Source organism: Rhodoferax sp. (genome assembly GCF_010365055.1).
GTDB lineage: Bacteria > Pseudomonadota > Gammaproteobacteria > Burkholderiales > Burkholderiaceae_C > Rhodoferax.
In genome coordinates, this window is the sequence record NZ_JAAFHA010000080.1 from 1 (window position 1) to 16913 (window position 16913).

Below are 16913 nucleotides of genomic sequence, written 5' to 3' on the forward strand. Positions count from 1 at the left end.
GCGAAGATAACGATGCCGTCGCCTACGCGCACTACTTGGTGCCGCAGCCACCTCGCTTTTGCCTGCGTGGTGACAATCGGGAATTCTTCCTCCAATGGAGTGCCTGTGGCCAACACTTGAGCGTACTTGTCGAAGAAGCCCTCGCGGTGGATGGGAAGCAGCCCCCAAAGCTTCTGGCCGATGACCTTTTCTCTGGTCATCCCCAGCAGCTCTAGGGCGTGGCCATTGATGTCGATACACTCGAAATCAATCAGTTGGCCAGCTTGGTCCCGCACCCCCTTCACGATGAATAGTCCGTCCAAGCTCGCATCGGCGGCCGCTTTGAACCAATCGGAGGGGGGCTGCAACGTATCCTTCATTTGGACCTTGTTTGCCTAGGATTTATCACAATGACATCCCTAACAGACAGAATATTGTAAGCACAATAGGAAGTTTTTCTTATGACAAAGCGCGCGCGGTGCGACCGGAACCTGGCCTGTTGCAACGCAGGTTTGTCGCGTTCGTTGGTGACGCCAAACCCGAGACGCCGACTCACTGCGCGCAGTTTTTTTGCTGCATGAGGTGCGCGTTGCGCTTGCGGCTGACCTTGACGGCCCTATCTGCCAATTCAGCACGGATGCTGTCAGTACCTGAATTCATCATCACAGTCTGCCACACATCTGCCCTGAGTGACCACTTTGGAGTGTATGACTGGGGGACCGCTTGTGGTCGGGTCCTGAGATTCTGCTTGCCGGGTCCAACGACCGGAAAGCAGCTTATGCAGGCGTACAAGATTTTGGGGGGGCTTGAGCGGCGCTGCCGACCCCAATCGGCAGGTGGCGCTTTTGAATCGGAATCAGTGGTGGCTTTGGCGCAGAACGGGTGGTCGTATTGCTCCAGAATACGCAAGTGCCAGGTTAGCGTCCACGATAGGGAGGTGAAGCCACCACACCGCACATGGGGCACAGGTAGAACCGTTTTATCAACAAAACTCGCCGCCTAGTTCGCGTTCTGAACTTTGTCCTTCTCTGCATTACCGGACATCGCTTCATGACCTGACCGTATCAATACGTCAATCACCCCGGCTTTGCAGTTGTCCAGCTCAGCCTTGAGGTGATGCACAATCATTTCAAGAACGTCCGGCGCCGGCACATAGTCAATCCGTTGGTTCTTACTACGGTAGCGCCTGACCCGCAAGCGATTGGCTTCTTGTGTTTTGTTCATGGTGTTGCTTTCTTCGTTGCTTGCTAGGTCCGCACCGTTGCCAGTGTGTTGCGCAATTTTGCGCATTTGTTGCGGCTTCAACCGTCATACCTCGTTTCAGGCGTCATCGACTCTCACTGCCGTTCGCTTGCGGTTGACGTTTTAGGCGGTTAGCAGCGAATGCGCCACCAGGTCAAGGGCAAGTTATAACGGCCCCAATGCTTGCACCACGTCCCGCAGGTCACGGGCAATGAAACCAACACCGCCAGCACCACGGATGCGGTCGAGAAATGCCACCTGTTCAGGGCTCGGCCTGCCCTTGGGCGCTTTCACCTCCACACCCAGCAGGCGGCCATCGCGTAACTGTCCCAGCACATCAGGGCAGCCGGGCCAGCCAAACCGAATAAACCGATTGCCCACCTTGGCGGCTCCACTGTTCTGACGCTCAGCCCATGCCACAAGCGGATGCGCTCTCAGTGCCTTCAGCACCTCAGCAAGGGCAGCGGCTTCGGGGCGGTCGTTGGTGCGCTTGGGTTCTGGTTGCCCCAGTCCGAATAAATCAGTCATGGCAGCACTTCCCCGGAATCACCGAACCTAACCCCCTCCTAAAGGGGGGGCGGCGGATTTCGGTTACGGAATTCACCGGAGACGGAGAAAACGGCGGATTTCGGTTACTCAGGCAGTCCAAAGCCACCCCTCGTTTAAACCCAGCACACCACGGGAAACCAGCCCCGTGATTGCTTCTCTGGTGCGGGTAGCTCTGCGGTCGGTGGCACACGTCAGGCGGCCAGCGCCAGCAGTCACAGCGGCCTCTAGTTGAATGCAGGGGCGAAGCGGTGGCGCTCCGGGCTTACCTGTTGCGCCATCTTTGAACAGGACACGGATGCCCTCATAGACAAGTCGTTGATTTCCTCCTTGGGGCAACTTCACCCGTTGCACGTCGTGGGCGTTGGTATCACGCAGCACCACGCAGCTTGTCACCGGGTCGCCGTATTCATCAAGCCCCAGCGTTTCAATGTTCAGCTTGAACGGATGCGCGTCACCATCGACACCGTCTTTGCATTTCGCCACCTTCCATTCGCGGCGGTCGCCATCGCGTAACACTTCCACGGCGGCATCGCAGGCGGCGAATAGAGAACTGTGCCCACGCAGGCCAGCGGCGGCATTCTTGCCGGTGTGATGCACCAGCACCACCAGCCCACCTGTCAGGCGTTGCAGGCGCTTGGCACCTTCCAGAATTTCGCCCATGTCCTTTGAACTATTTTCGTCAGCAAGTGGGGCGGCTCTGTTGAGTGTGTCGATAAACACCACAGCACCGGCAGGCACCACAGCAGCCAAGTCGCTCACATCGCGGGGGTCTGTCAACTTGAACGGTTGCATCATCAGTTGCAGGCCATCGGGCAGGTCGCGGCCTTGGTGCGTTTCCCATGCTTGGGCGCGCAGCTTGAACCCGCCTTCACCCTCCAGCGCGGCATACACCACCTGGGCGGCCTCGATACGGCAACCAAACCAGCTTTGCCCCGCGGCAATCGCGGCGGCCATGTCTATTGCAAGAAAGGTCTTACCGCAGCCGCTGGGGCCAAACAAGGCAGCCAGCCCCGCAGCAGGCAACACACCACGCACGCGCCACGCAAGCGGAGGCAGGTCGCGTAGGTCGCCAGCACTCAGCAGCTTGTAACGGGGCTCAGGCTTGGGCGGGTTGGTTGCAGCCTCAAGCAATGTGGCCAGCACATCGAAACCATCGCGGGCCATCAGGTCGCTGGCGTCAAAGTTATGCGCTTCACCGGGCGGCATCGCCGCCATGAAACAACCATGCTCAAGGGCGATTTTCTCGGCCTCCGATTCTTTGCCAACATCGGGCACCAGCACCAGCCGGGCGGTCGAGTCACGCTGGCGAAGGGTTGCGGTGACTTTGCCCACGTTGCCCCAGCCGAAACACACCACAGCAGCGGCCCCGGTTGCCTGCCAGCAGGCCCATGCTTGCCCGATACCCTCCACGATGTAAACCACACCACCCGGCAGCAGTTCGCCCACGGTGAACGATGCGCCGGCCATAGGCGAACCCGGCAGGTTCATTTTCTTGCCCGTGGTCGGTATCAGTTGGGCGCTCTGTAGCTTCCCGTCCGGCGCAAAGGCTGGCACCAGCAGCGCACCGGCCATGCTCAAGCCACTGATAACCAACGGGTCGCCAGCAGGCACCACCCGCAGGCCATCAAGCGGCGCACCGCCAGCACCTTTGCCCATGATGTATGGATGCTGATTTGTCGCCGGCTGGCAGCGTGCCAACACCTCGGCGGGGTCAGTACCCGGGGCAGGCTTGCGCGGCGCCTCTGCGGCCTTCCTGAGGGCTTGCGTCGGCTTCTGCTGGAGCTTGTCGCCCCCGGATGGCCAGCCGTTTTCAGCGGCGATTTTGAACAAGGTTCCGGCACCCGTGCCACCTTCGGGCGTGATGGTCGTGAAAGCGGCGCGAACATCTTGCTCACTTTTGAAGTTGCCAGCGTTGCGGCTCCAGTCAATCAGCGCGTCAACGTCAAGCCCGGCTGCAATGGCGGCACGTCCGACACGGTGCCAATCATCGCGCGGAAGGTCGGGCGGTATCGAGCACAGCGCATCACGGGCACGGTCGAGGTTGTTAGTTGACAACATGGGCAGTCCCTTTGCGATTGGCTTTCCAGATGGCAATCAGGCGGCGGTCGCGTGCGGTGAAAGAGTACACACCGGGGCAGCAAGCTTTGCCGTCGCGGTCACGGAAGTGCACACGCATGCATGGCACCTCAAGCCCACGGCGGCGAAGCTCTGCGATTAGCTCGGGGCCGTTTGAGCATCCGGCGGTTGAGTCAACATCCTCGCGGCGACGGGGGCGCGCCAGCAAGGCAGTAATGGTCCTCAAATGGCGGGGGTTTTCAGTGCCCAAAAAATGGGCAATTTTGGTAAAATAAGTTTGTTGCTTGGTAGTCTGGAAAGCCTCTTGCGTCTTGGTCGGTGCGGGGGCTTTTTTCATTGAGCCACCCCTAGTAGCAGGCGGAGGTCGGCCACGGGCCAGGCCAAGCGACCATTCACGCGGCGTGGCATGATTGGATACCCGGTGAGGGCCCAAATTCTCAGGGTCTGGGGACGGCGGTCGAGGTAATACGCGGCCTGCTCTGTTGGTACGTTGGGATTTGTTACCGCGCTCAAGGGCGGGTATTTCGCCATCAGCGAATTCGGCGACGGGAATGCTTGCGCTGCCTTGGTAGTGGGCAGCCCGGCGCGGATTTCTTGCGTCAGCGATGCGGGTTGGAAAGTAAGTGCAGTCATTTCATACCTTTATAGGTTGGTGAATGACTAGGGGGCCGTCAGTAGGAGTAAATCCTCTCTTGAGCAGCCACTTTGAAGCACTTCCTGCGCTAGCCTAGTGTCGAAGTCCGTTAATTAATCAACGGACATGGAGATTGTCTAGCACACATCTGCATAAAACAACGGGGCTACTTTTCGTCAGTGGTACTTCTTATGAGCAACACATTCACAAGCTAGCGAAATCGCTGACGATTCGTACGGGCGGGCTCCGAGGTTGGAATAACTGGTGCAAAAATTCTCAGCGGCTACTGCTGGCGCGCCCATGCGTTTGATACGCTTGCGGTCTTTGGCAGTCTGTCCGGCTGTCCATAGGTCACGCTGGGTCTTTGGCTCCAGCCATTAGTCCGGGGAGGTGCCCAATGCTTCGGTTAGTCTCAAATCCATATCGGCGCTCACGGCGGCGTGCCCACGCAGCATTTTGGACAACATCACTCGGTCAATGCCAATGTGGGTGGCGAAGTCGGTCACGCTCACGGCCAATTCATCTAGCCAGCCGGTCAGCAGTTCGCCGGGCGCACCAAGCATGAGTGCGATTGACTTTTCGCAATCAGGGAATCCGATGTTTCATTGATACTAGTGCCAGTCAGGTTGCAAGATATTTGCGACGCGGCGAGGGGTCGGTGGGGCAGACTAAAGTATCCGCCACCCCGTCTATCAACCAGCCACCACGCGCAGCTTTCCCGGCTCCAGGGCGGCATCAAACTTCACCCCGGCGCTTTGCAAAATGTGCGCGTCGATTGTTTCAAGGTACGGGCGCAAAGCATCCACACTGCGCGGCCGGTAGAACTCAGCGGTGGCGCTGGGCTTGTGGCCCGTGACCTGAGCGATTGCGCCAGCAGGCCAGCGGGAGGTTCGGCTTTTCAGCACGGGGTAAGTGGTCCCGGCCTAGCTGGTGAAAAAACAATGTCGGGGCCCATCTATTTTGGCTGCGACGACGGGTAATCAATGTGTGTTTACAGGTGGCGATTGCTCAGCCATCGCCAGCAGCAACGCCATGGCTGCGGCTTCCTGAGCGGCGCTCAACCGCGCTAACTGCTCCATCAACTTTGAAAACTCATTCTTGGTCAAACGCGGCGAATTCGGCGTGGTCATGGATTGAGGTCACTTTCAATTTGTGGCTAGGCGGCCATTGCTGGCGCGGGTTGAACGTGCATCGGTGCAGCCTTGAATTTTTGCGCGGCTTGCCACACGTCATAGGCGCTTTGTTCTGCCAGCCATAGGCGGGCTTCGCCGCCACGCTCCACGCCCAGCCATGCCTCAATGCGTAGGGCCATTTCAGGCGATATTGCAGCCCGGCCATTCAGCACCCGGGATAAGGCCACGCGGGAAACGTCAAGTTGCTGCGCGGCCTGCGTCACAGTCAGCCCCAGCGCGGGCAACACATCGTCCTTCAGCGTCAAGCCGGGATGGGGGGGGTTAAACATGCGTGCCATAGTCGTTCTCCAGTTGCTCAGTGATAGTCCTGATAGTCCACCAGCACGGCGTCGGCGCCATCAAAGGTGAAAGTCATGCGCCAGTTGCCGTTAACCCACACTGAAAAATGTCCTTTGAGGTCGCTCCCTTTAAGGAGGTTCAACTTCCAGCCCGGCAGATTCATCCCTTGGGCGTTGGTCGTTTCGTTCAAGCGGCGCAGCATGGCGGCCAATCGTGGCGCATGGATAGGCTGAATGCCTGCCATGCTTCCGCTATCAAAAAAGGCTTTCAAGCCCTTATGCCGGAATGTCTTAATCATGGTCAAGTGTATCTCGTAACGTTACGCACTGCAATCGCCCGGCCACCAATTGCAGCTTGCCCGGTTCTGCCTTGGGGTCGAACTTAACTCCGGCCTGTTCCAGTATCCACGCTTCAATTTTTTCATGGTGAACGCGCAGCAGGTCGAGCGGGCGACGGATGTAGTTCTGTTCGCGCACGCCTTGCGGTGCATGACCTTGAATCTGAGCACTGATGCCACCTGGTATATCTAGCCACTCACAAAGTGAAGCGAACGAACGACGCAGGCCATGCAGGGTCAGCACAAGCCCTGCGGCGGCACAGGCTTGGCGGTGGGCATTGCTCGGGTCAGTTAATCGGCCTGATGCGCTTCGGGTAGACACGTCACCCACTGGCGGTGCCTGTCCTTTTTCCTCGTGATACCGGGCTCGACGCTCGGCGTTCTTTTCGCTCGGGTCAAGTACCAGAACGCTAGCGAACACCCACTCGTTACGCTTGGGCAGGCCAGCCAGTAAATGCGCCACATAGGGCGTGAGCGGCATAGGAGCGCGACCCTCCATCTTGTCCTTCATGTCTATGCCGCGCCACTGAAAATTCACATCCTTCCACTTCATTTCAGCAATTTCCTCGCGCCTTCTGCCAGTGAGCAGCAGCACTTGAAGGTAAGCACTGATTACCGGGTTCGGTATCTGGCGAACGTGGTCGAACCATGCTGGCAGTTGTTCGCGCTGGATGTAGTCATTTTTCGGCTTGGCTTTGCCGGCGAACTCACGGGTCTTTTTGGCACTGGCGGCGGTTGGGTCTGCCTTTCCCTTCAGGTCAGGCTCCGATGCTGCCCAACGTAGGAAAGCCTTCAGCAGTCGCAACCCAAGTCGAACACGGGCAGGGCGGGTCTTGCTCTCTCGTCTGGCCCATGCTTCGATTGTTGGCGCGTCGAGGTCTGCAAGGCGCAACGGCATAAATTCAGACAACAACCCGGGCTTTGTCAGCACACCAGACCGGCGCGCGCGCTCAACGCCACCAGTCTGCACCAGATTAACGTGGTCCTTGTAGTTCAGGTCGCCCCAGAACGGGCGGCGCTCGACGCAATAGCGTTGCCACGCCTCGCCAACGGTCAAGGCGTTGGCAGCATTGGCAGTCGCTTGTGCTTGCGTTGCTGCCTTTTGCTGGCGCTCTAGCTCTCGCGGGTCTGTGCCACTGTCGAGCATTACGCCAAGGCGGCGGGCTTCGATGCGTGCCTGGTCAATGCTCCAAAGGGACACCTCGCCAATGGTTCGGCGTATCGTCTGGCGGTCTAGCTTGCGCTCGTAAACGAATGACTTGGCATCAGCGGCGGTAACGCGCACCCGTAGCCCTTTGGTGTCACTGTCGCGCATGAACGCCTGTTGCTTTCCGACCGGGCAGGTCAGGCGCTCGATTGCGCCAGCAGTCAGGTCTATTGCTTGCGTCAGGTCTGGCGCATCGCTTTTCTTTGGTCTAGCCATCTTGCCCCGCCTTTCCATGTAGCCACCATGTAGCCACTTTTCACCAATTTTGCCGAATTTAAATCAACACATTGCTGTTAATTTGTCCAGTTACATTAACGTAAGTGATTGATTTACAATGATTGTATAGGCGCCAATCAACGACGGCAAATACTATTTATTCGGGATTGAAAATCCTTGTGTCGGTCGTTCGATTCCGCCCCGGGCCACCAAGGTTTACCTTGCAAAAATGCCAACCGGTTCAGGTTGGCATTTTTGTTTCTGCGGTCGATCACTCCCTGCAATTGTTCTTCTGCACCATGATGCAGCGCGCAACCTGGCTAAAGGCCGTGTCGTTGACCTGACTTGGACGCTTCGGGCGGATCAAAGTCAATCATGTTTTCGTGCCTGGGCGGCGGCGCCAGGGCTGCAGTGGGCGCGTCGAGCACCGGCTCATCGGGCATCGAGAGCGGAATGTCGACATCCGCTGTGGCCTCCGGTTCGAAGACAAGAGGCCCCAGGTCCAAATCGGACAAGTCGAGATCCAGCGTCGGCGGAGTTGGCTGAGTCAAAGGCAAATGAACGGGTTCACCGCTCACTGCTGTGGGTGCCAGATTGATCAGCTGCGCCACCGCATGCAGCAGCAAAACCTCACGAAACGCCGCCAAATCAATCGACTCATGCTTGCCCCCAGCGGAATCCTGAACGATGCAGGATTCCAGCAGCTCCAGCACGGCGGGCGTTGCCCACAGTTCGGTGATGCGGGCCAACAGGTGCGGGTAGTCGTCCAGACCGCGACCTTCATTTTTGAAAACCGCAAATTCAGGAACTCTGCCCGTAAAGAAGCGACCAAACTCCTCGCGGTAGTGTTGAAAATCACTTTTCAGACTCAGTGAATGCAACAGGCTGAGCAAATCCAGATACAGCGCCGGATTGGGTCTGCCACTGTCACGCAGATGTTGTTTGAGAAAGCCAACTGCCGGCTCGGGTCTGCCCTGTGCCAGCAACAACTCCACCTGTTCCTGTCTCAGTAGCGTCAGGGCGTTGACGCTGCGTTTCTGCTGCCCGGGCCCTTCAGGCGTTGCCATGCGGGGGGCTGGGGCGGCGGGCTTTAGGTTTTCTGATGTATGACTGGCGTCTGCCCGCATCAGTTCATCAAAAATCGAATGACTGACTTCAGCCATGCTGATGTCCATATCGGAGGACGCTTCAGGCTTCTTCCATGACCCGGCTGCGACCGGTGCGGGCGATTTCTTCAGGGCCGGTGGCGGCGTCAGCGGCTGCGGCACGGACCCCAACGCTGATGTCGGCCAGGGCTCGGTGGCCAGTGGCTGTTGGCTGCCGGCGCCGTTCCGCCAATCGTTGTCATGGGCCGGACCACGGCGACGTCGATTCCAAATAAAAGCCAGCGCAGCCAGACTGCCCAGCAAACTGGCGACCAGTGCGTACACAACCCAGGCGGAAAAACGCTCGGACTCGGCCCGGTGCAGGCGCGCGCCCAGGTCGGTCAAACCGAGTTGATTTTTTGCGGTCAAGGTTTTCAGGGCATTGACGTCCGTCTCGAGCGTGCGCATCCGAACACCCTGATGCAAGATGTCTTCGGGTGATGCATTCACTGCCAGCCAGAGGGCGGCCGCTTCGGATCGACGCTGCGGGTTGCCGCTGGGCTGGGTCAACAGTTCCGTCGAGAAATTGAGCGTTGGCTCGCGCTCCGCCATCAGCTCCAACAGGTCGAGTTTCAAGCGAGGCTGTGCCGATGGCCGGGCGGCCTTGCGCGGTGCGCTGGCCGTCACGCTCTTGGGCGCGGCTTCGGCCCTGTTGTTCACCGGACGATTGGCGGGCTTGTCTGTTGGAGGCGCTGGTTTGGGCGTTTCAACCGGGACGACGCGCCGGACCAACGGTGCTGGTGATGCCAAGGGCGTGGCTGAGGGAACAGCCAGCACGGCTGGCGCTGCCACCTCGCTGGGCATGTCAGCCAGCAAGACGTAGCGACGGCTTGTCTTCTGGCTGCAGCCGCTGCGCAAATAGACCGTCACCATCGGTTCGTCCACCAGCGCCGAGGACAAGATCCGCACATTGACGCTTTGGGCTTGCGCCGAGCCTTCGACCAGCACCCTCACGCGACTGGTCTCCTGGCGGGTATCGGCGTGGAACACGTCGGCCTCAAAACACAAGGACGAAGCACTCTCACTGGCATCCAGTTGTACCTGAACCGTCACATCCAATGGCTTGCCAATCAGCGCTGCGCCGCGAATGCGCCCCAGCGTGAGCGCCTGACTGCCCAGAGCCAGACTCAGCAAGACGATCCCTATGATTTTTGTTCTATGGTCCAAACAGGCTTTCCGCAAGATCAATTGTCTTTTTATGCCACGGCGTGAGCGACGCGCAATGCCTCAACTATTTCAGCACTGTATCCCAGTTCGGCCAGCAACTCTGCCGTGTGCTGGCCGAGGGTCGGCGGCTGCAGGCGCACGCCCAGGCGCTGCCCACCGAGCGTGAACGGGAACAGCGGGGCCTTCGTCGTTTGCCCGGCGCGTGGGCCATCGGGCAGGGTGATGGCGGCCAGGCCGCCCGTGGCCAACAGATGCTCATCGTCGAACAGTTCCTCGGGTCGGCGGATCGGCGCAAACGGCAAGTCATGCGCCTCTAACAGGGCCGCCAATTCGGCCGCGCCCCGCTCGGCCAGGCGCGCGCGCAGGATTGCCAGCAGGGCAGGGCGCGAGCGCACCCGGTCGTTGTTGCTGGCAAAGCGCGGGTCCAGCTTGAGGTCGCCCAAGCCCAGGACATCGCAGAACGCCAGCCACTGCGCGTCGCTCACGGCGGCCAGAAATATCTGCTCGCCGTCCTTGACCGCGAACACGTCGTACACCGCCCAGGGCGAGATGCGCGCGGGCATCGGCGCCGCCGGCTGGCCGGTCATGGCGTACTGCAGCATGTGCTGGCCCACCAGAAACACGTTGTTCTCGAACAAAGCGCTTTGCACCTCTTGGCCCTTGCCGGTGATGCCGCGCTGGATCAGGGCGCCCAGGGTGCCAATGGCGCCAAACAGGCCGCCCATGATGTCGTTCACGCTGCTGCCCGCGCGCAGTGGGTCGCCGGGGCGCCCGGTCATGTAGGCCAGGCCGCCCATCATCTGCACCACTTCGTCGAGCGCGGTGCGGTGCTCGTAGGGGCCGGGCAGAAAGCCCTTGTGGCTGACATAGATCAGGCGCTCGTTCACTTGCGACAGCGCCGCGTAGTCCAGCCCGTATTTCGCCATGGTGCCCGGCTTGAAGTTCTCCAGCACCACGTCGGCCGAGGCGGCGAGAAGGCGCGCCACGGCAGCGCCTTCTGGCTGGTGCAGATCAATCGCAATGCTTTTCTTGTTGCGGTTGAACATCGGGAAGAAGCCCGCGCCCGCGCCCAGCAGATGGCGGGTGCGGTCGCCTTCGATCGGCTCGACCTTGATCACGTCCGCCCCCATGTCGGCCAGCACCATGCCGCAGGTCGGGCCCATCACCATGTGGGTGAATTCGACCACGCGCAGACCGGTCAGCGGCAGCGCTGGGGTTGCAGGGGGCAGTGCTTTGGATTGATGCATGCGAGGATTTCTGAATGGGCTGGGTGACTGGGGGGCCAAATATGAAGCCGGCACATTGTGAACGATGGTGCGGCCATGACGAGCACTATTTTTTTGGTCGCGGCTCCCTATTGGAATAGAGTAAGGCATGACCCAGAACAGCTCGCCCCATCCCGCCGCGCCCCGCGCCGTCTTGTTCGACGCGTATGGCACCTTGTTTGATGTGTACAGCGTGGGCCAGTTGGCCGAGGCGCTGTTTCCCGGCCACGGCCAGGCGCTCAGTGTGCTGTGGCGCGACAAGCAGATCGAATACACCCGGCTCGTGACCACCAGCAGTCACGGCGCCCACTACCAGCCCTTCAGCGTGCTGACCCGTGCGGCTCTGATTTACGCTATTAAGAAGATAGCTATTGGTGCTTATTCGGCGGGGGCTAAACGTGAAGTTGATCTAAATAGCAAAGAAGATTTTCAAGCCCGCCATGGAGATCAAGTCGAGCGACTGCTGGCGCAGTACCAGCATTTAAGCGCCTTCCCGGAGAACCTGGCGGTGTTGCGCGAGCTGAAAGGTCGCGGCATCCCGACCGGCATCTTGAGCAATGGTGACGCCCCCATGCTGCACGCTGCGGTGCAGTCGGCCGGCTTTGCGGGGCTGCTGGATCACGTCATCAGCGTCGACCCGATCCGTCTCTACAAGACTGACCCGCAAGCCTATGCGCTGGGCGAGCAGGCCACCGGATTCAAAGCCGAACAAATCGTCTTTGTCAGCAGCAATGCCTGGGATGCGCTGGGCGCCACCTGGTACGGCTACCAGACCCTGTGGGTCAACCGTTACCAACTGCCGTTTGAAGAGCTAGGCACACAGCCCACACGCGTTGGCAGCAGCCTGCGTGCGGTGCTCGAATTTTTTCCCGCGTAAGCCCGGTTTTGTATCATTGCCCCTCTGACAGCTTGTCGACGTGTTCACTATTCAGCAACTTTTTTTGAGAACTGACCCACCATGACCGAACGTACCACCAGGCACCGCCTGCAAATTGCCACTGTTTTGCAGCAGTTCATCGACACCCAAGTGCTGCCCGGCACCGGCGTCGCCCCGGCCAAATTCTGGAAAGGCGTTGACGCCATCGTGGCCGATTTGGCGCCAAAGAACATCGCCCTGCTGGCCGAGCGTGATCGCCTGCAAACCGAGCTCGACACCTGGCACGCCGCCCACCCCGGCCCGATCAACATGAGCGACGCCGCGGTCCCCAACAGCATGAGCGCCTACCGCGCCTTTCTGGAGCAGATCGGCTACCTGGTGCCGGCGCCCAAGAAAGCCCGCATCACCACCACCCAGGTGGATGCCGAGCTGGCCATTCAGGCCGGCCCGCAGCTGGTGGTGCCGATCCTGAACGCACGCTATGCCCTGAACGCTGCCAACTCGCGCTGGGGCAGTTTGTATGACGCGCTCTATGGCACCGATGTGATCGACGAGACCAAAGGCTGTGAAAAAGTCGGCAAAAAAGGCGGCTACAACCCCAAGCGCGGCGCCAAAGTGATTGCCTACGCGCGCCATGTGCTCGACCGCACCGCGCCGCTACGCAAGGGCTCGCATGTCGACTCCGTCGGTTACCGCATCAAGGATGGCAAGCTCGCCGTCAAGCTGCTTGATGGCAGCAACACCAGCCTGGCCACCCCGGCGCAATTCGTTGGTTACCAGGGCGACGCCAAGGCGCCGAGCTCGGTGCTGCTGCAGCACAACGGCCTGCACCTGGACTTGCGTCTAGACCGCGCCACCCCGATTGGTGCCAGCGACCCGGCCGGTGTCTGCGACCTGGTGTTGGAAGCCGCGCTCTCGACCATCCTGGACCTGGAGGATTCGATCGCCGCCGTCGATGCGGACGACAAGGTGCTGGCCTACAGCAACTGGCTGGGCATCCTGCAGGGCACGTTGACCGAGAGCGTCACCAAGGGCAGCAAGACCTTCACCCGCGGCCTGAACGCCGACCGCCTCTACACCCCGCCCGCAGGCAAGGGCAAACAAGTGGTGCTGCACGGCCGCTCCCTCATGTTTGTGCGCAACGTCGGCCACCTGATGACCAATCCGGCCATTCTGTACACCGACAAGGCCGGCGTGACGCGTGAAATCCCCGAAGGCATTCTGGACGCCGTGGTCACCACCACCATCGCCATGCATGACCTCAAGCGCAGCGCCAAGGACGGCATCCGCAACTCGCGCAAGGGCTCGGTCTACATCGTCAAACCCAAAATGCACGGCCCGGTGGAAGTCGCGTTTGCCAACGAACTGTTTGGCCGGGTCGAAAAAATGCTCGGCCTGCCGGACAGCACCGTCAAGCTCGGCATCATGGACGAAGAGCGCCGCACCAGCGTCAACCTGAAAGCCTGCATTGGGGCAGCGGCCAGCCGCGTCGCCTTCATCAACACCGGCTTCCTGGACCGCACCGGCGACGAGATGCACAGCGCCATGCAGGGCGGCGCCATGATCCGCAAGGGCGACATGAAAACCAGCGCCTGGATTGCAGCCTACGAGCGCAACAACGTGCTGGTGGGCCTGTCGTGCGGCCTGCGCGGCAAGGCGCAGATCGGCAAAGGCATGTGGGCGATGCCGGACCTGATGAAAGACATGCTCAAGCAAAAGATTGCGCACCCGCTGGCCGGTGCCAATACCGCCTGGGTGCCCAGCCCGACCGGCGCCACGCTGCACGCGCTGCACTACCACCAGGTGCTGGTATCGGATGTGCAAAAGGCGATGGAAAAGATCAACGCCGACAAGGAGCGCGACACGCTGCTGACCGGCCTGCTGACCATCCCCGTGAGCGCCACGCCGAACTGGACCGATGCTGAAAAGCAGCAAGAACTCGACAACAACGCCCAAGGCATTCTGGGCTACGTGGTGCGCTGGATCGACCAGGGGGTCGGTTGCTCCAAGGTGCCCGACATCCACAACGTCGCCCTCATGGAAGACCGCGCCACGCTGCGCATCAGCAGCCAGCACATGGCCAACTGGCTGCACCACGGTGTCGTGACCGAAGCGCAAGTCAAGGAGACCTTCGAGCGCATGGCCGCCGTGGTGGACCAGCAAAACGCAGGCGACCCGCTGTACCAAAACATGGCCGGTAACTTCGAGACCTCCATGGCCTACATGGCAGCCTGCGAACTGGTGTTCAAGGGATTGGCACAGCCTAGCGGCTACACCGAGCCGTTGCTGCACGCCTGGCGTTTGAAGGTGAAAGCGGCTGCGGTGGAAAAAGCAGCTGCGGTGGTTTGATGGTTGCTATTTAATTAATAGCTGTTTGCGCAATAGGGACGAGGGCTAGCGGCCTGTTTGGCTCATGAGTCTATGAAAACGGCACCTGCGGGTGCCGTTTTTATGGGAAACAGCATTTGAACGATCAATTTCAGGATTGATTTGCCGCATCGTGCAAACGGTGCATCGCCTTGAACTGGCTGGCGCATCAAGAGGTCAGTCTATGGAGGTCAGTGCAATCCAGATCGGAGTTCTTCTTGATGGCAGGTTGTCGGCCTTAGAGGTCGTACGTCTTCCGCTGTTCAAAGTCGGCTTCGCTGCGATACCGGCCTGTCAACCTGCCGAAATGGGTTTCCGGAACCGACCCGTTGCTGCCGTTCAGCGAGTGGAGGGACCAATGACGGTAGTGCGCCGAAAAACTGCCCATCAGAGTGGACGCCGGCGAACTGGATTGGGTCAAGTCAGGTCAGTGGGATGTGTTCCTTAGTTCGCACGAATCTCATCATTGGGGTGACATGTGCATCCGACAGTCCGGCCGCTTAGCGGCCGACACGTGAAAAAGCGAAAGGGAGCCGCAGCTCCCGTTCGCAGGGTAAAACGATGGCCTTGCTAGCGCCTGCGACGACGTCCAGCGGCCAGGCCGGCGAGGCCGAGACCGAGCAGGGCCAGGGAGCCCGGTTCCGGAACACCGTTAGTTGGGGTGCATCCTGGCGCAGTCGGATTGGCGTCGCAGAATGCTACCGCCGTTTCCTGCACGCCAACCGTGAAGCCGTTCCAGAACTCACTCGAGCTGCTGCGCCATGTGACCATATCGAATGTTCCCAAGAACCGAAGCGAACCATGAGGTTCGGTTCCGCCAATATTGTTGCTGTTGAGCTGGTACTCGAAATTCCCCCCGCCTAGATCAACAACGACCTTGCTGGCTTGACCGCAACCCCAAAAGCCGCAATCATTGCCATCAACACCGCCGAGACTGAGCAACTCGAAATCCCGGTTGAAGGCATAACCGTTGCCGTTGAGGCTGACGAACGCAAAAACCGGGTTGGCGATCGCCTGTGAGAAGCCCAGGGTCTGCGACCCCATTTGACTCAGGGCGACGATGTCGGTACCGGTCGGGATGTTGTCCACCGCCGTACTGGTGTACGGCGACGTCGCCGCATTCCTTCCGGTTCCATTGTTCTGCCAATAGTCGGTGCCACCGGTCGGTTGATAGAAGCCAATGCCCTGTGGATTCGTGTAAGTCACCGTAACGGATGAGCTACCCGTCGTGATCGTCCCTTGCCCTTGAAAGCCGGAACCGCTGTCTAGGTCGTTACCAGTCCAATCGGTCCAGAAGATCGGGGCCGCTGATGCTGCGCTGCAAAACAGGGCGATGGCCAATGTGCTCACGGCACGTGTAGTCTTTTTCATGCGAGATTCTCCAAGAGGCGACCGATATTAAGGTCTCCGATTTATAGCAAAATTCATGCCAAAAGCCTATAAAGACGGTTGTTTTCTTTCTACGACAAGTACTTAGAGCATTAAACTGCTGTCGGTTCGATTGCTCAGGCGAGGCACATGTAAATGAATCCGACACATCTGTCGGGCCGGCGGAAATGTGAAGAATGGGTGGCATCACGGTTTCAAGTACAACCAGGTCACCAGCCCCTTGCATCCGAACTCAGGCGAAAACAGCCCCAATGCCTTCGGGCAATATCGGAAGGGCATTGCGCCAGTTGTCAGCATCCAGCGGATTTGGCGCAGGCGTGGTCCGCCCTACTCGCTGGGCCGCGAGCCGAAATACGTGGCCATTGGATGCAGCCGTTGGTGAACGACAGCTTACTGTATGCGTTTATTGACGACAGTGGCCGAGTTACACGCTTATGCTGTCAAGCATTTATAAAAGTCAAGCGGCCGTTCAAATGACACATTTGACTACTCGACCAACGGCAGCAACTGGCCGGATGCGGGTACAGACAACCGCAGGTCGTGCGTCAGCTTCCTGCCATCAGTTGCCTCACACCGAAAAAAATCGATTGTGCCCCGGTGGTCGTCGTGTTTGCTGCGAAAGCGGGTGCCCAACTTTGCATGGTGAACTGACAGAACCAACCAACTGCAGCCGAACACCTTACCCACCCGAGTTCGACACTTCACGCCAGAAAAGCTCGGCCGTTTCCAATGAAAACAAGCACTTAGCAGCGTTTTCCTGAATTATTGTGGTGGCACGTTTTTGCATTTTTTAATTCATTTCATATTTGTAAGGTGTTGTGATAGAGTGGCGGCATGTTTGTTAAGGTCACCGCCTCCGGCCCGCGCCGCTACGTCCAACTCGTCGAGTCCTACCGAGACGAGGCCGGTCGCGTCAAGAAGCGCACCGTTGCCACGCTGGGACGTGCCGACCAGATCAGCGGCGAGCTCGACAGCGTCATCGATGGACTGC

Annotated in this window: 17 protein-coding genes; 2 read left to right on the forward strand and 15 right to left on the reverse strand. The window is 59.5% G+C overall.

Annotated features, from left to right (window positions below):
* From GZ093_RS15700 to GZ093_RS15765, 14 genes are all read right to left on the reverse strand, one after another.
* The coding region (locus GZ093_RS15700) for a PAS domain-containing protein (protein WP_296487580.1) at nucleotides 1–359 on the reverse strand (359 nt) is incomplete at its 3' end.
* 619 nt (nucleotides 360–978) lie between these two features.
* Nucleotides 979–1203 carry a hypothetical protein gene (locus GZ093_RS15705; protein WP_296487583.1) on the reverse strand — a complete coding sequence of 75 codons (225 nt, stop codon included), beginning with the start codon at nucleotides 1201–1203 and terminating at the stop codon, nucleotides 979–981.
* A gap of 183 nt (nucleotides 1204–1386) precedes the next feature.
* On the reverse strand, nucleotides 1387–1749 hold the full coding sequence (locus tag GZ093_RS15710) for a VRR-NUC domain-containing protein (RefSeq protein WP_296487586.1): 363 nt from the start codon (nucleotides 1747–1749) through the stop codon (nucleotides 1387–1389).
* 108 nt (nucleotides 1750–1857) lie between these two features.
* Nucleotides 1858–3828 (reverse strand): AAA family ATPase, encoded by a 1971-nt coding sequence (locus tag GZ093_RS15715; protein WP_296487589.1) that lies wholly within the window; start codon nucleotides 3826–3828, stop codon nucleotides 1858–1860.
* The gene (locus tag GZ093_RS15720; RefSeq protein WP_296487593.1) at nucleotides 3815–4183 is read right to left on the reverse strand and encodes a hypothetical protein; all 369 of its coding nucleotides are present in this window, start codon (nucleotides 4181–4183) and stop codon (nucleotides 3815–3817) included. The genes GZ093_RS15715 and GZ093_RS15720 overlap by 14 nt, the downstream gene beginning before the upstream one ends.
* Nucleotides 4180–4479 carry a hypothetical protein gene (locus GZ093_RS15725; RefSeq protein ID WP_363260921.1) on the reverse strand — a complete coding sequence of 100 codons (300 nt, stop codon included), beginning with the start codon at nucleotides 4477–4479 and terminating at the stop codon, nucleotides 4180–4182. Before GZ093_RS15725 ends, GZ093_RS15720 begins: the two co-directional genes overlap by 4 nt.
* A gap of 378 nt (nucleotides 4480–4857) precedes the next feature.
* Nucleotides 4858–5043, reverse strand: a complete 186-nt coding sequence (locus GZ093_RS15730; protein ID WP_296487595.1) for a HigA family addiction module antitoxin — start codon at nucleotides 5041–5043, stop codon at nucleotides 4858–4860.
* A 129-nt stretch (nucleotides 5044–5172) separates the two neighbouring features.
* Entirely contained in the window at nucleotides 5173–5385 is a 213-nt protein-coding gene (locus tag GZ093_RS15735; protein WP_363260923.1) for a hypothetical protein, read from the reverse strand.
* A gap of 75 nt (nucleotides 5386–5460) precedes the next feature.
* Nucleotides 5461–5610, reverse strand: coding sequence for a hypothetical protein (locus GZ093_RS15740; RefSeq protein ID WP_296487598.1), 150 nt, complete (start codon nucleotides 5608–5610; stop codon nucleotides 5461–5463).
* A 26-nt stretch (nucleotides 5611–5636) separates the two neighbouring features.
* Entirely contained in the window at nucleotides 5637–5951 is a 315-nt protein-coding gene (locus GZ093_RS15745; protein WP_296487600.1) for a HigA family addiction module antitoxin, read from the reverse strand.
* 17 nt (nucleotides 5952–5968) lie between these two features.
* Nucleotides 5969–6250: a type II toxin-antitoxin system RelE/ParE family toxin gene (locus GZ093_RS15750; protein WP_296487603.1), complete on the reverse strand. Its 282-nt coding sequence runs from the start codon at nucleotides 6248–6250 to the stop codon at nucleotides 5969–5971.
* The gene (locus GZ093_RS15755; protein WP_296487605.1) at nucleotides 6243–7712 is read right to left on the reverse strand and encodes an integrase family protein; all 1470 of its coding nucleotides are present in this window, start codon (nucleotides 7710–7712) and stop codon (nucleotides 6243–6245) included. The genes GZ093_RS15750 and GZ093_RS15755 overlap by 8 nt, the downstream gene beginning before the upstream one ends.
* A gap of 320 nt (nucleotides 7713–8032) precedes the next feature.
* Nucleotides 8033–9991 carry a hypothetical protein gene (locus GZ093_RS15760; RefSeq protein WP_296487608.1) on the reverse strand — a complete coding sequence of 653 codons (1959 nt, stop codon included), beginning with the start codon at nucleotides 9989–9991 and terminating at the stop codon, nucleotides 8033–8035.
* A gap of 62 nt (nucleotides 9992–10053) precedes the next feature.
* The gene (locus tag GZ093_RS15765; RefSeq protein ID WP_296487610.1) at nucleotides 10054–11271 is read right to left on the reverse strand and encodes a CaiB/BaiF CoA-transferase family protein; all 1218 of its coding nucleotides are present in this window, start codon (nucleotides 11269–11271) and stop codon (nucleotides 10054–10056) included.
* 127 nt (nucleotides 11272–11398) lie between these two features.
* On the opposite strand from GZ093_RS15765, the gene GZ093_RS15770 reads away from it, so the two are divergent.
* Both GZ093_RS15770 and GZ093_RS15775 read left to right on the forward strand, forming a co-directional pair.
* Complete coding sequence (locus tag GZ093_RS15770) at nucleotides 11399–12166, forward strand: haloacid dehalogenase type II (protein WP_296487612.1); 768 nt, start codon at nucleotides 11399–11401, stop codon at nucleotides 12164–12166.
* Between the two features lie 81 nt (nucleotides 12167–12247).
* Nucleotides 12248–14515: a malate synthase G gene (locus GZ093_RS15775; RefSeq protein WP_296487615.1), complete on the forward strand. Its 2268-nt coding sequence runs from the start codon at nucleotides 12248–12250 to the stop codon at nucleotides 14513–14515.
* 588 nt (nucleotides 14516–15103) lie between these two features.
* Here the strand turns inward: GZ093_RS15775 and GZ093_RS15780 are convergent.
* On the reverse strand, nucleotides 15104–15904 hold the full coding sequence (locus GZ093_RS15780) for a PEP-CTERM sorting domain-containing protein (RefSeq protein WP_296487617.1): 801 nt from the start codon (nucleotides 15902–15904) through the stop codon (nucleotides 15104–15106).
* Nucleotides 15905–16913 lie beyond the last annotated feature (1009 nt).

Bases quoted from the DNA above. Each gene is read 5' to 3' on its own strand.
- GZ093_RS15780 (WP_296487617.1), bottom strand. From the start codon at position 15,904: ATGAAAAAGACTACACGTGCCGTGAGCACATTGGCCATCGCCCTGTTT.
- GZ093_RS15715 (WP_296487589.1), bottom strand. From the start codon at position 3,828: ATGTTGTCAACTAACAACCTCGACCGTGCCCGTGATGCGCTGTGCTCG.
- GZ093_RS15750 (WP_296487603.1), bottom strand. From the start codon at position 6,250: ATGATTAAGACATTCCGGCATAAGGGCTTGAAAGCCTTTTTTGATAGC.
- GZ093_RS15720 (WP_296487593.1), bottom strand. From the start codon at position 4,183: ATGAAAAAAGCCCCCGCACCGACCAAGACGCAAGAGGCTTTCCAGACT.
- GZ093_RS15730 (WP_296487595.1), bottom strand. From the start codon at position 5,043: ATGCTTGGTGCGCCCGGCGAACTGCTGACCGGCTGGCTAGATGAATTG.
- GZ093_RS15705 (WP_296487583.1), bottom strand. From the start codon at position 1,203: ATGAACAAAACACAAGAAGCCAATCGCTTGCGGGTCAGGCGCTACCGT.
- GZ093_RS15710 (WP_296487586.1), bottom strand. From the start codon at position 1,749: ATGACTGATTTATTCGGACTGGGGCAACCAGAACCCAAGCGCACCAAC.
- GZ093_RS15725 (WP_363260921.1), bottom strand. From the start codon at position 4,479: ATGACTGCACTTACTTTCCAACCCGCATCGCTGACGCAAGAAATCCGC.
- GZ093_RS15770 (WP_296487612.1), top strand. From the start codon at position 11,399: ATGACCCAGAACAGCTCGCCCCATCCCGCCGCGCCCCGCGCCGTCTTG.
- GZ093_RS15740 (WP_296487598.1), bottom strand. From the start codon at position 5,610: ATGACCACGCCGAATTCGCCGCGTTTGACCAAGAATGAGTTTTCAAAG.
- GZ093_RS15775 (WP_296487615.1), top strand. From the start codon at position 12,248: ATGACCGAACGTACCACCAGGCACCGCCTGCAAATTGCCACTGTTTTG.
- GZ093_RS15755 (WP_296487605.1), bottom strand. From the start codon at position 7,712: ATGGCTAGACCAAAGAAAAGCGATGCGCCAGACCTGACGCAAGCAATA.
- GZ093_RS15765 (WP_296487610.1), bottom strand. From the start codon at position 11,271: ATGCATCAATCCAAAGCACTGCCCCCTGCAACCCCAGCGCTGCCGCTG.
- GZ093_RS15745 (WP_296487600.1), bottom strand. From the start codon at position 5,951: ATGGCACGCATGTTTAACCCCCCCCATCCCGGCTTGACGCTGAAGGAC.